Source organism: Citrobacter sp. LUTT5 (assembly GCF_009905315.1).
In the GTDB taxonomy this organism is placed as follows: domain Bacteria; phylum Pseudomonadota; class Gammaproteobacteria; order Enterobacterales; family Enterobacteriaceae; genus Citrobacter; species Citrobacter freundii.
Genome location: NZ_CP047606.1, coordinates 1,499,344 through 1,512,415 on the forward strand (window position 1 = coordinate 1,499,344; position 13,072 = coordinate 1,512,415).

General features: G+C 54.5%; 12 protein-coding genes. 8 read left to right on the plus strand and 4 right to left on the minus strand.

Annotated features, from left to right (window positions below; genetic code table 11):
• The first annotated feature begins 144 nt into the window (after positions 1–144).
• Positions 145–1,797 (plus strand): alpha-keto acid decarboxylase family protein, encoded by a 1,653-nt coding sequence (locus tag GUC46_RS07055; RefSeq protein ID WP_044714123.1) that lies wholly within the window; start codon positions 145–147, stop codon positions 1,795–1,797.
• Here the strand turns inward: GUC46_RS07055 and GUC46_RS07060 are convergent, their stop codons facing one another.
• A complete protein-coding gene (locus tag GUC46_RS07060; protein ID WP_016150726.1) occupies positions 1,798–3,033 on the minus strand; it encodes an ion channel protein in 1,236 nt (411 codons plus the stop codon). It abuts the gene before it with no gap.
• A 204-nt stretch (positions 3,034–3,237) separates the two neighbouring features.
• Between GUC46_RS07060 and glk the strand changes: the two genes are divergently transcribed.
• The 6 genes from glk to ptsP all read left to right on the plus strand — a co-directional run bounded on the left by glk (position 3,238) and on the right by ptsP (position 10,652).
• The gene (gene glk / locus GUC46_RS07065) at positions 3,238–4,203 is read left to right on the plus strand and encodes a glucokinase (protein WP_003028256.1); all 966 of its coding nucleotides are present in this window, start codon (positions 3,238–3,240) and stop codon (positions 4,201–4,203) included.
• A gap of 192 nt (positions 4,204–4,395) precedes the next feature.
• The gene (locus tag GUC46_RS07070; protein ID WP_003028254.1) at positions 4,396–4,722 is read left to right on the plus strand and encodes a PTS fructose transporter subunit IIB; all 327 of its coding nucleotides are present in this window, start codon (positions 4,396–4,398) and stop codon (positions 4,720–4,722) included.
• A gap of 20 nt (positions 4,723–4,742) precedes the next feature.
• Positions 4,743–5,990, plus strand: coding sequence for a PTS fructose transporter subunit IIC (locus GUC46_RS07075; protein WP_096889851.1), 1,248 nt, complete (start codon positions 4,743–4,745; stop codon positions 5,988–5,990).
• A 17-nt stretch (positions 5,991–6,007) separates the two neighbouring features.
• Positions 6,008–7,093 carry an aminopeptidase gene (ypdF, locus tag GUC46_RS07080; RefSeq protein WP_160179978.1) on the plus strand — a complete coding sequence of 362 codons (1,086 nt, stop codon included), beginning with the start codon at positions 6,008–6,010 and terminating at the stop codon, positions 7,091–7,093.
• Positions 7,093–8,133 (plus strand): aminopeptidase, encoded by a 1,041-nt coding sequence (ypdE, locus tag GUC46_RS07085; RefSeq protein WP_016150724.1) that lies wholly within the window; start codon positions 7,093–7,095, stop codon positions 8,131–8,133. The genes ypdF and ypdE overlap by 1 nt, the downstream gene beginning before the upstream one ends.
• Before the next feature lie 23 nt (positions 8,134–8,156).
• Positions 8,157–10,652 carry a phosphoenolpyruvate--protein phosphotransferase gene (gene ptsP / locus GUC46_RS07090; protein WP_160179980.1) on the plus strand — a complete coding sequence of 832 codons (2,496 nt, stop codon included), beginning with the start codon at positions 8,157–8,159 and terminating at the stop codon, positions 10,650–10,652.
• Between the two features lie 43 nt (positions 10,653–10,695).
• Here ptsP and GUC46_RS07095 read toward each other — a convergent pair whose 3' ends face one another.
• Positions 10,696–10,875: a hypothetical protein gene (locus GUC46_RS07095; protein ID WP_071524306.1), complete on the minus strand. Its 180-nt coding sequence runs from the start codon at positions 10,873–10,875 to the stop codon at positions 10,696–10,698.
• A gap of 154 nt (positions 10,876–11,029) precedes the next feature.
• Between GUC46_RS07095 and GUC46_RS07100 the strand changes: the two genes are divergently transcribed.
• A complete protein-coding gene (locus GUC46_RS07100; RefSeq protein WP_003028244.1) occupies positions 11,030–11,413 on the plus strand; it encodes a cupin domain-containing protein in 384 nt (127 codons plus the stop codon).
• Between the two features lie 37 nt (positions 11,414–11,450).
• On the opposite strand, the gene GUC46_RS07105 is transcribed toward GUC46_RS07100, so the two are convergent.
• Positions 11,451–12,314 carry an AraC family transcriptional regulator gene (locus GUC46_RS07105; RefSeq protein ID WP_003839254.1) on the minus strand — a complete coding sequence of 288 codons (864 nt, stop codon included), beginning with the start codon at positions 12,312–12,314 and terminating at the stop codon, positions 11,451–11,453.
• Positions 12,315–12,329: 15 nt separating this feature from the next.
• Positions 12,330–13,064 carry a two-component system response regulator YpdB gene (ypdB, locus tag GUC46_RS07110; protein ID WP_032936528.1) on the minus strand — a complete coding sequence of 245 codons (735 nt, stop codon included), beginning with the start codon at positions 13,062–13,064 and terminating at the stop codon, positions 12,330–12,332.
• Positions 13,065–13,072: the final 8 nt, after the last annotated feature.

Consider the following 13,072-nt stretch of genomic DNA (forward strand, 5'->3'; position numbering starts at 1 on the left):
TACGGTTACACCGTCTATTCTTCAATGAATTTTTACCGCCAAAACTGTAAATCCTGCTTTCCACCCCTTCACAGCGACTTTCCTGGACAGTCATCACAGTTCTTCGATACTCAACATGAGGTTACCGTCAGAAGGATAGCTGTCATGCAAACCCCGTATTCCGTTGCTGATTATCTGCTGGACAGGCTGGCAGGCTGTGGCGTCGGCCATCTCTTTGGTGTGCCAGGCGATTATAATTTGCAGTTTCTTGACCACGTGATTGAACATCCCAACGTATGTTGGGTCGGGTGTGCGAACGAGTTGAATGCGGCTTATGCGGCAGATGGCTATGCACGGGTCTCTGGGGTAGGGGCGCTGCTCACCACGTTTGGTGTGGGCGAGTTAAGTGCGATTAACGGTATTGCAGGAAGTTATGCGGAATATGTTCCTGTTTTGCATATTGTTGGCGCGCCCTGTCGCGGTGCACAGCGTCGTGGGGAGTTGATGCATCACACGCTGGGTGATGGTGACTTTCAACATTTTTACCGTATGCAGCAGGCGGTGACGACGGCGAGCGCGGTACTGGATGAACAAAACGCCTGTTATGAAATTGACCGCGTGTTGCGAGCAATGCTCATCGAACGCAGACCGGGCTATCTGATGTTGCCTGCAGATGTGGCAAAACAGCCCGCTACACCACCGAATGACATCCTGATTGTTCCTCTGAGCGAGCCGGAGAGCAGTGTGGCAGAAGCTTTTCGCTATCATGCCCGTGAACGATTGCTGGACAGCCCGCGCGTCGCGCTGCTCGCGGACTTTCTCGCGCTACGTTTTGGTTTGCAGCCGGTTTTACAGCGCTGGATGGCGGAAACGCCGATGGCCCACGCCACGTTGTTGATGGGCAAAGGGCTGTTCGATGAACGTCATCCGGCGTTTGTTGGCACATACAGTGCCGGAGCCAGTAGCGATTATGTTCGTCTGGCTATCGAAGATGCCGACACGATATTTTGTGTCGGCACACAATTTGTCGACACCCTGACCGCCGGGTTTACGCAACAGCTACCGCAGGAGCGCACCATTGAGGTTCAGCCACATGCCTCACGGATTGGAACCAGCTGGTTTAACATCCCGATGGAGCAGGCGGTCACCACATTGCGGGAGCTGTGTCTGGAAATGTCGTTTTCACTGCCGCCAGAACGTCCGCCAGTGGCGCGCATTCAGGTTGAGAAGGGGCCTCTGACGCAGGAAAACTTCTGGCATACGGTGCAGCAGTATCTGGCGCCTAATGACATTATCCTCGTCGATCAGGGAACCGCCGCCTTTGGCGCGGCTGCGCTCTCATTACCTTGCGGGGCGGAAGTACTGGTTCAACCGTTGTGGGGATCTATTGGCTACGCGCTACCGGCGGCATTCGGCGCGCAAACGGCCTGTCCGGACCGTCGGGTGATCCTGATTATTGGCGATGGCGCGGCGCAGCTCACCATTCAGGAGCTGGGCTCCATGCTCAGAGACGGGCAATCACCCGTTATTTTACTCCTCAACAATGACGGCTATACCGTGGAGCGGGCCATACACGGGGCAAATCAGCGCTATAACGATATCGCCGCCTGGAGCTGGACGTTGGTGCCGCAGGCGTTTAGTCGTGAATGCCAGGCGGAATGCTGGCGGGTGAGGCAGGCGGTACAGCTGGAGGAAGTTTTGGCCAGGCTGTCCCATCCGCAACGATTATCGTTAATTGAGGTGGTGCTACCGAAAGCCGATCTTCCTGAATTATTGCGCACGGTGACCCGTGCGCTGGAATCTCGCAACAGCGGATAGCTATTTATCAGGGCGCTCAGCGACCATCAACGGCTTGCCTGCCAGCAGCAGCCAGGCGGGCAGCATGACGATGCACAGCAGCGGCAGCAGGGTGGTATCTGGTACCACCACTGCTGCCATAAACAGGCTCAGCCAGGCGTCGCGGGTGACGACCAGCACCAGCCCGAGGATAGAGCAAGAAACCGTGATGGCAGCCGGCACCGCTTCAACATGGGCGTGCAGCATCAGACCCAAGGCGACACCAACGAATACCGCCGGGAATATTCGCCCTCCGCGAAAACCACTCGCTGCCGCAACTACTAACGCCGCCAGCTTAATTACGGCGAGCATGAAATAATCCGATGTCCCCAGCGTTTGGCTAAACGCCATCTGCTGCATTTCGTCCAGTCCCTTAAACAAGGTAAGCGGCCCGCCGATAACACCCAAAATTCCAAGGATAAAACCGCCTGCCCCGAGGATCAGTACCGGGTGTTTTAATCGATGCATTAAATGGTGCAAACGTGGCAGACACCAGACGGCTACCATTCCGGCAGCAATAGCGATTGCGGCAACAACCGCGCCGCTGAGGATATCGATCAAGTGCATCTGCGTGTAGTGCGCGATGGGCAGTGAAAAATGGGGGTGAAAAAACAGGCTGGTGGTTAGCGAACCCGCGGCCGCGGCCATTAACGGCGCGAACAGGCGATCCCACAAGGGCACATCGTTTGAGCTATTCAGCGTTTGCGAAAATATCAGCGCAGCGGCAACGGGGGTGCCAAATAGCGCGCCGATGGTGCCGGCAGAGGCGAGAATGGTCCAGTCCAGTTTCGCAATGCGGGGAAACATGCGGCTACCAAGTGCCACTGCCAGAGCGATATTTACGGTCATGATGGGGTGTTCCGGACCCAGACTGACGCCACCCGCGAGGCCAAGGATTAGCGCTGCCAGCAGGCCCGGAAGTGCTGACGTTGGCACCGGCATACCAATTAACGGTTCACAGGCCGGATCCGGACCTGCGTGACCATGGCTGTACCGGATAACTAACCCGACCATGATCCCCGTGAGCGTCAGCATACCGATAATCCAGACCGGAGAGTCCTGGGCTATACCGATGCTAACAGGCAGACGTTCCCACAAAAACTGCTGTAAAACGGAAGCCACTTTCATCACAACGATCAACACCAGGCTGGACGCTATGCCAATGATTAGCGCTGGGGTTGATAGCAAGAGCATCGTTCTGGCTCGCGGATGGAGCATTTTGTATTCCTTAAAACAGAGTCATAGCCATAGTTTGCACAGCATGCCTGACGGCATTGCTGCAAATGATGCTGAAACGATAAAGTAATTGTGTGATCTGGATCGATTTTCCACGGGCATCAGCCTTCAGACCGTTGTTGTTATGTCCCCATGAATTTACAGTGTGGCAAAGATTTAATCTGACTTTAGCGGAGCAGTGGAAGAATGACAAAATATGCTTTAGTAGGGGATGTTGGCGGCACCAACGCGCGTCTTGCTCTGTGCGATATTGCCAGCGGCGAGATTTCGCAGGCAAAAACCTATTCCGGGCTGGATTACCCTAGTCTGGAAGCCGTGGTGCGCGTGTACCTGGATGAGCATAGCGTCAGCGTCGAAGATGGCTGCATTGCCATTGCCTGTCCGATTACTGGCGACTGGGTGGCAATGACCAACCATACCTGGGCATTCTCTATTGCTGAGATGAAAAAAAATCTGGGCTTTAGCCATCTGGAAATCATCAATGATTTCACCGCCGTGTCGATGGCGATCCCGATGCTGAAAAAAGAGCATTTGATCCAGTTTGGTGGCGCGGAACCTGTTGAAGGTAAACCGATAGCCGTCTATGGCGCAGGAACCGGGCTCGGCGTGGCGCATCTGGTGCACGTGGACAAACGCTGGGTGAGCCTGCCCGGTGAAGGCGGTCATGTAGATTTTGCGCCTAACAGCGAAGAAGAAGGAATTATCCTTGAAGTCCTGCGCGCCGAAATTGGCCATGTTTCCGCAGAACGCGTGCTGTCCGGTCCGGGGCTGGTGAATCTGTATCGCGCCATCGTCAAATCAGACGGGCGGTTGCCGGAAAATCTGCAGCCGAAGGATATCACCGCACGGGCGCTGGAAGATTCCTGCATTGACTGTCGTCGGGCGCTGTCGCTGTTCTGCGTCATTATGGGGCGTTTTGGTGGCGATCTGGCGTTAACCCTTGGGACGTTTGGCGGTGTGTACATCGCCGGTGGTATCGTACCGCGCTTCCTCGACTTCTTTAAGGCTTCAGGCTTCCGCGGTGGTTTTGAAGATAAAGGCCGTTTTAAAGCCTACGTGCAGGATATTCCGGTGTACCTGATTGTGCACGATAATCCTGGACTACTTGGCGCAGGTGCGCATTTGCGTCAGACGCTGGGCCATATTCTTTAATTCTTCAATCAGAAATCTGCAAAACCGCGTAAATCACGCGGTTTTTTTTATGCCTGCCGCCCACCTTTCCGACCTTCGTCACACTTCCTCATTGCTGGATTATTTGTCCAGTAAAAGCATTATTTGTCTGATAACGGTTGTTACTTTCCTCGGACCATAATTTCACTCGTTAACTATTACGAGGAAATGATTATGAGTAAAAAATTAATTGCCGTCTGCGCGTGCCCAATGGGGCTGGCCCACACCTTTATGGCAGCTCAGGCGCTGGAAGAAGCCGCGGTTGAAGCCGGTTATGAAGTGAAAATCGAAACCCAGGGTGCTGACGGAATACAAAATCGCCTGACGGCGCAGGATATTGCTGAGGCGACGTTAATCATCCATTCAGTTGCCGTAACTCCAGAAGATAACGAGCGTTTTGAGTCGCGTGATGTCTACGAAATTACGCTACAGGACGCGATAAAAAATGCTGCCGGCATCATTAAAGAGATCGAAGAGATGGTTGCCGCTGAACAACAATAATCATCGACAGGGAATTACGTATGGCCATTAAAAAACGCAGTGCAACCGTTGTGCCTGGCGCATCTGGTGCGGCAGCGGCAATAAAAAATCCACCGGCCTCCCGCAATAGCTTCTGGGGTGAACTTCCGCAACATGTGATGTCGGGAATTTCACGCATGGTGCCGACGTTAATTATGGGCGGGGTGATTCTCGCCTTCTCGCAACTGATCGCCTATAGCTGGCTCGATATTCCTGCTGACACTGGCATCATGGATGCGCTGAACAGCGGAAAATTTACCGGTTTTAATCTCTCATTACTGAAGTTTGCCTGGCTGTCGCAATCTTTTGGCGGCGTGCTGTTTGGTTTTGCTATTCCGATGTTTGCCGCGTTCGTTGCCAACTCCATAGGCGGCAAGCTGGCGTTTCCGGCGGGGTTCATCGGCGGGCTGATGTCTACTCAGCCGACACAGATACTGAATTTTGACCCATCAACGCTGCAATGGGTAACCAGTGCTCCGGTTCCGTCAACCTTTATTGGTGCGCTGATTATCTCGATTGTCGCCGGGTATCTGGTGAAGTGGATGAACCAAAAAATCCAGCTGCCTGATTTCCTGCTGGCATTCAAAACCACCTTTTTACTGCCCATTCTCTCCGCCATTTTCGTCATGCTGGCGATGTATTACGTGATAACGCCGTTTGGCGGCTGGATTAACGGCGGGATCCGTACTTTGCTGACGGCGGCTGGCGAGAAAGGCACGCTGATGTACGCGATGGGGATTTCCGCGGCAACGGCGATTGACCTCGGCGGCCCGATTAATAAAGCCGCAGGTTTTGTCGCCTTCAGCTTTACTACCGATCACGTTCTGCCGGTCACCGCGCGCTCTATTGCGATTGTCATTCCGCCGATTGGCCTCGGACTGGCCACGCTTATTGACCGTCGCTTAACCGGCAAACGCCTGTTCAGCGCACAGCTTTACCCGCAGGGGAAAACGGCAATGTTCCTCGCATTTATGGGCATCAGCGAAGGGGCGATCCCGTTTGCACTGGAAAGTCCCATCACCGCAATTCCTTCTTATATGGTTGGCGCCATTGTCGGGTCGACGGCTGCCGTCTGGCTGGGGGCCGTGCAGTGGTTCCCGGAATCCGCTATCTGGGCGTGGCCGCTGGTGACTAACCTCGGCGTCTATATGGCGGGGATCCTGTTAGGCGCGGTGGTTACGGCGCTGATGGTGGTGTTCCTTCGCCATCTGATGTATCGCAAAGGCAAGTTGCTGATTGAAAGCCTCTGATTAAAAGGATTGTAACTATGAGCTTACTTGCTTCACTGCGCGACTGGTTAACGGCGCAACATCTCGACGCGATGCTGTTGTCATCACGGCAGAACAAACAGCCGCATATGGGGATCTCCAGCAGTTCAGGGTTTGTGTTTATCAGCCATGAAAGTGCGCATATCCTGGTTGATGCCCGTTACTACACCGATGTTGCCACGCGTACTCAGGGCTATCAGATCCATCGGCTCGATGGAACGCAGACGCTGTATTCGCAGGTGAATCACATTATTGCACACGAAAAGCTGCAGACGGTGGGATTCGAAGGTGAGCAAGTAAGCTGGGAAACGGCGAACGCGTGGTCGGAAAAACTGCGCGCCCGACTGGTGAGCGCCGTACCGGATGTGCTCCGGCAGGTGAAAACGGCGCAGGAAATAGCCTGCATCCGCGAAGCCTGCCGGATAGCTGACCTCAGCGCGGAACATATACGACGCTTTATTCAACCCGGTCTCAGTGAGCGCGAAATTGCCGCTGAACTGGAGTGGTTTATGCGCACGCTCGGCGCAGATAAAGCTTCTTTTGACACCATTGTCGCCAGCGGCTGGCGCGGTGCGCTGCCACACGGCAAAGCCAGCGACAAACGTGTTGAGGCGGGTGAGTTCATCACGCTGGATTTTGGCGCGCTGTATCAGGGTTATTGTTCGGATATGACGCGAACCTTTCGCATCCCCGATGCGAGCCAGCCAGCGGAAGAAAGCGCGCTGTTTGCCGTGTACCAGATTGTCCTTGCGGCGCAGCGTGCCGCGGTGGCGGCAATTCGACCAGGTGCGCGATGCAATGAGGTAGACGCCGCAGCCAGGCGAGTCATTATCCAGGCGGGCTATGGCGATGCATTTGGTCACAACACCGGACATGCTATCGGCATTGAAGTGCATGAAAATCCAAGTTTTTCCCCCGCTGACACAACACCTCTGGTCGCTGGCATGCTGCTCACCGTTGAGCCGGGTATTTATCTGCCGGGGCAGGGGGGGGTGCGTATTGAAGATGTTGTGCTGGTTACGCCTGACGGCGGAGAGGTGCTCTATACCATGGCGAAAACATTGCTACACACGGGAGAGGCGTAATGGATTTATCGTTACTAAAGGCGCTGAGCGAGGCGGACGCGATCGCCTCGTCAGAACAGGAAGTGCGGCAGATCCTGCTTGAGGAGGCGGATCGTCTTAATAAAGAGGTGCGCTTCGATGGTCTGGGATCGGTGCTGATCCGTCTCAATGAATCAACCGGTCCGAAGGTGATGATCTGCGCGCATATGGATGAAGTGGGGTTTATCGTGCGTAGTATTTCCAGCGAAGGGGCGATCGATGTATTGCCGGTGGGAAATGTGCGTATGGCGGCCAGACAACTGCAGCCGGTGCGGATCACCACCCGTGAAGAGAGCAAAATTCCCGGTCTGCTCGACGGAGAGCGCTGCGGTAATGAGGTCAATACGCTGCGGGTAGATATTGGCGCGCGATCTTATGATGAGGTACTCCAGGCCGGCGTACGCCCCGGCGATCGCGTCACATTCGACACAACCTTTCAGGTCTTGCCGCACCAGCGAATCATGGGCAAAGCCTTTGATGACCGTCTTGGATGTTATTTGCTGGTGGCGCTACTGCGTGAATGGCATAACGCCATACTTCCTTGCGAGGTCTGGCTGGTGGCCAGTTCCAGTGAAGAAGTGGGACTGCGCGGAGGACAAACGGCTGCACGCGTTGTCGCACCGGATGTGGCATTTGTGCTGGATACCGCCTGCTGGGCCAAAAACTTTGATTACAGTGTGGCCAACCATCGGCAGCTCGGCAAAGGTCCGATGCTGGTGCTGAGCGATAAATCGCTGATTGCACCGCCAAAGCTGACGGTGTGGGTTGAAAGCGTGGCCGCTGACGCGGGTATTTCCCTGCAGCTCGATATGTTCAGTAACGGCGGCACCGACGGCGGGGCGGTGCACGTAAGCGGCACAGGGATCCCAACGGTTGTCATGGGACCCGCCACACGGTATGGACATTGCGCGGCGTCGATTGCCGACTGCCGGGACATCATCCAGACGCAGCAGCTGTTGTCGGCTCTTATTTCACATCTTACGTGCGAAACCGTGGCTCATCTGACGGATTTCAGGTGCTGATTTCGCGCTAATCAGGAGTTGTTATGCTAACGATTCAATTTCTTTGCCCGTTACCCAATGGTCTGCATGCGCGTCCGGCGTGGGAGCTGAAAGAACAATGCAGCCAGTGGCAAAGTGAGGTGGTATTTATTAATCATCGCCAGAATGCGCGGGCGGATGCGAAAAGCTCGCTGGCGCTGATAGGCACCGGAACGCTTTTTAACGACAGTTGCAGCCTGTCCATTACTGGTCGCGATGAAGAACAGGCCCGGCGAGCGCTGGAGGAGTACCTGCAGCACCGGTTTATTGACAGCGATAGCGTTCAGCCGACCCCGGCGGAACTGGCGGCGCACCCGTTGCCGCGTTCGCTGATTCGCCTCAACCCGGACCTGCTGTACGGCAGCGTGCTGGCAGGGGGCGTGGGAGCAGGTACGCTCACGCTTTGGCAGAGTGATAACCTGGAAAGTTATCGTGCGATTGCGGCGAGTGCGGAAGACAATACCCGGCTGGAGCATAGTCTGGCGACGCTTGCCGAACAGCTCAATCAGCAGCTGCGCGAGCGCGACGGCGAGAGTAAAACCATCCTTAGCGCGCATCTGTCTCTGATTCAGGATGACGAGTTTGCCGGGAATATTCGCCGCTTAATGCTGGAGCAACATCTGGGGCTAGGGGCGGCAATTGTTGCCAATATGGAGCTGGTGTGCGACAAGCTGTCGGCCTCCGGTAGTGATTACCTGCGCGAACGCGTCAGTGATATCCGTGATATCAGCGAACAGTTGCTGCACATCACCTGGCCTGAAAGACGACCGCGTAATGCGCTGGTGCTGAATAAACCGACGATTCTGGTTGCTGAGGATCTGACGCCCAGCCAGTTTTTAAGCCTCGATTTGCAGCATCTGTCTGGCATGATCCTGGAGAAAACGGGGCGCACTTCGCATACCCTGATCCTTGCCCGTGCGTCAGCTATTCCGGTACTTAGCGGCTTGCCGCTAGCGGCCTTTAACCGGTATTCCGGGCAGCATGCGGTACTGGATGCCCGATGTGGGGTATTAGCCATCAATCCAGACGATGCCGTTCGCGGCTATTACGCGATTGCGCAGAAGCTGGCCGATGAATGCCAGCGGCGGCAGGCGCTTGATGCCGCCCAGCCTGCGTTGACCAAAGATCATCAGCGTATTGACGTTGCAGCGAATATCGGTACCGCGCTGGAAGCGCCGGGAGCGTTTGCCAATGGTGCGGAAGGGATTGGGCTGTTTCGTACTGAAATGCTGTTTATGGACCGCGACAGCGCACCTGATGAGCAGGAACAGTTTGAAGCCTACCAGCAGGTCTTACTGGCCGCGGGCGACAAGCCGGTTATCTTTCGCACCATGGATATCGGCGGCGATAAGAACATCCGCTATCTTAATATTCCGCAGGAAGAGAATCCGTTCCTGGGCTATCGCGCGGTGCGGATTTATCCGGAGTTTGCCGGGCTTTTTCGCACTCAATTGCGCGCGATTTTACGGGCGGCGTCCTTCGGCAATCCGCAACTGATGATCCCGATGGTGCACAGCCTCGACCAGATTTTATGGGTAAAAAGCGAACTGCAAAAAGCGTTGGTGGCGCTGAAAGCGGACGGCTTACGTCATGCTCCGACAATCTCATTGGGGATTATGGTTGAAGTCCCTTCGGTGTGTTACATCATCGACCATTTCTGTGATGAGGTGGATTTCTTCAGTATTGGCTCAAATGACATGACCCAGTATTTGTACGCCGTTGATCGCAATAACCCGCGCGTTTCGCAGCTGTACAACCCGATTACGCCGTCGTTCCTGCGCATGTTACAGCAGATTGTTCGCGTGGCGCACGAACGCGGTAAATGGGTGGGTATTTGCGGCGAACTGGGCGGTGAAGGACGTTATTTACCGCTGCTTCTGGGCCTCGGGCTGGACGAGCTGAGCATGAGCAGCCCACGTATTCCGGCGGTAAAAAGCCAGCTTCGTCAACTGGACGGTCGGGCATGTCGTGAGCTCGCCATGCAGGCCTGCGAATGCCGTAGCGCTCAGGAGATAGAAGATCTGCTAAACCAGTTTGCACCGCAGAAAGATGTGCGTCCGCTGCTGGCGCTGGAGAACATCTTTGTCGGCGAATCTCTGAGTAACAAAGAGCAGGTGATCCAGTTCCTGTGCGGCAATCTTGGCGTTAATGGACGGACTGAACATCCGTTTGAACTGGAAGAGGATGTCTGGCAGCGCGAAGAGATCGTCACCACCGCCGTCGGCTTCGGCGTGGCTATTCCGCACACGAAATCCCAGTGGATCCGCCATTCCAGCATCAGCATTGCCCGGCTTCTGCAGCCCGTTGACTGGCAGTCTGATATGGGTGATGTGGAACTGGTGATCATGCTGACGCTGGGTGCCGATGAAGGCATAAACCACGTGAAGGTCTTCTCGCAGCTGGCGCGCAAGCTGGTGAACAAGCAGTTCCGCCAGTCGTTGTTTGCCGCTGAAAATGCTGAGAGCATTCTTGCGCTGCTGGAGGCAGAACTGACGTTTTAAGTTTGACAGCAAGAGTGGATAAGCGGGTCAGAAAGGGAAATTATCAATCAGAGAACGGTAGTTTCCCGGCCCTCAACAGCGTCATCTCTTGCTTGCAGAGCAGAACTACCGCCTGGCGACCTTTAACACGGCGGGAGGTCAGGGCTCTTTTCACGGTCCGACGATCCGCACCTGATTCCAGCATCTGAAAACACATCAGGGAGAGTGCACGTCTGTTCTTCATCGTATATTCACTTTATTGAGTAAGCCTGCAGGGTTTAGCTAAAGGCCGTTATTTTACAACGATCCTGGCTGAGATTACGAATCGTACAATAAATGACCGCTGCTGATATAATTTAAGAGCGGCCATGCGCGTAATCAACCTAAGGAGGTGCGCAATGGACAAAGCAGAAGTGAAGTCATTTGGTCTTCCAGACGAAGTTCGTGAGTTCCCTCACGGGCGACTGGAGCTTCTCGATGTGGGAGGTGCAATCGTCGGCCGTGCTGTCCTGGAGCCAGGCTGGCGGTGGTCTACGTCAGTTCAACCTATCGCTGGAACGAAGAGTTGCGAAGCCCCTCATTTTCAGTACCACGTTTCCGGTGTGCTGCGGGTAAAAATGGATGATGGCAGCGAATTTGATTGTAAGCCCGGTGAGCTGTCGCGCATTCCTCCAGGCCATGATGCCTGGGTGGTTGGCGATGAATCCGTGGTGATTGTTGATTTCCAGGGAATGGTCAATTGGGCTAAACACACAGACATCGGCTGTAACGACTCACCATAAAGCAAAGATGCGGCGGCCCTGGCAGGTGTTGACATAATCAACGCGCTGACTGAAAACGCGCGCCGTACTCTCCCGGCGTCAGGCCAAACTGACGCCGGAACAGGCGGCAGAAATAATCACTGTCATGGTATCCACACCGCTGTGCAACTTCGCTAATCGACAGATGGTATTTCTGCAAGATAATGCGCGCCTTCGCCATTCTTACCCACCGCAGATACTCGACGAACCCCATAGTGCCGTGCTGGGCAAACACTTTTGACAGGTGATTGGGTGTGATATTAAAAAACTGCGCCACGCTTTCGCGAGTCAGCGGCTGGGCATAGTTATCTTGTATCCAATTACACATACTATGATAGAGAAATTCAGCGCGTGGGCGCTCTGTGTCTGGGCGGGTATTCACCACGCTACGACACAGATGCAGCAGACTAAGCACCAACGGCTGAATGATATCCTGGGCCTGAGGAGACCGGCTTAAATGCGTTAATGCGGTGAGCATCGCCTCGCCTTCGCCGCGCTGTGGATGGGGTAACTCAATACGGCGTACCGGACGAAGCAGCGATGCGGTTCGATTATCGTAAAAAGAGAGTCCCAGCCATGCCGGAGAAAAAACCAGGCTCAGCAGCATCACGGGTTTGTCGCCGCCGGGCAGATTGGCCGCTTTCGCCGGGATAAACAGCATGTCGCCTTCTGCCAGGTTATGCTGCTGTTTTTGCAGTTGGTTGCTGTATTCCCCACGTAGCACGATATCAAGGCGCGGAAGATCAATACATAAACTGCCGGTCGGTAACGTGGTGGGCTGGGTTGCGAACCACACGTGCCCCAGACGCTGTGGGTTTAACACCAGGCCACTGAACAGATCGGCGAAAAACTGTTGGTCTGCGGGAAGGCCTGGCTCTTTCATCGCTCTTTCTCTGCGCTATAAGTGCATTAACTGTCTGAACTCTTTCACTTTACTCCGACTAACCGGGATTTCAAATTCCAGATCTTTTAAGCGCAAAATATAGGTATTATTAAACCAGGGTTCGATCTCGCGGATTTTATTCAGATTCACGCAGAACGAGCGGTGGCAGCGGAAGAAATGCGAAGCCGGCAGTTTGCTGCAAAATTCGGTGATGTTCATCGGCATCACGTACGATTCGCGCCGGGTGTAGACAAATGTCATCTTTTCATGGGCTTCTGCGTAGTAGATGTCGTTGATCGGGGTCACGATGATCCGCTCATCTTTGATCAGGTTGATCGTATCGTTTTCGCGGGCCACCGGACTGGCGGGCGAAGTTCCCGTTTGCTGCTGTTGCCAGGCGGCTTCCAGCTTTTGCAGCATGCTGACAATGCGTGATTCCTGGTACGGCTTCAGAATGTAGTCAAAAGCTTCCAGTTCGAAGGCTTCAACGGCGTGCTCTTTCCACGCGGTAATAAACACAATAAAGGGTTTATGCGCGAACTGGCTGATATTTTGTGCCAGCAATACGCCGTCCAGCGAGGGAATATTAATATCCAGAAAAATGGCGTCAACGCGGTTGTGCTGGAGATATTTCAGCACGTCCAGACCATCGTCAAACGTGCCGACAATCTCCATCTGGCTGTGCTCTTTTATCAGCCAGCTCAGTTCCTGTTGGGCCAGGAATTCATCTTCAACAATGATGACTTTCACGACTTCAC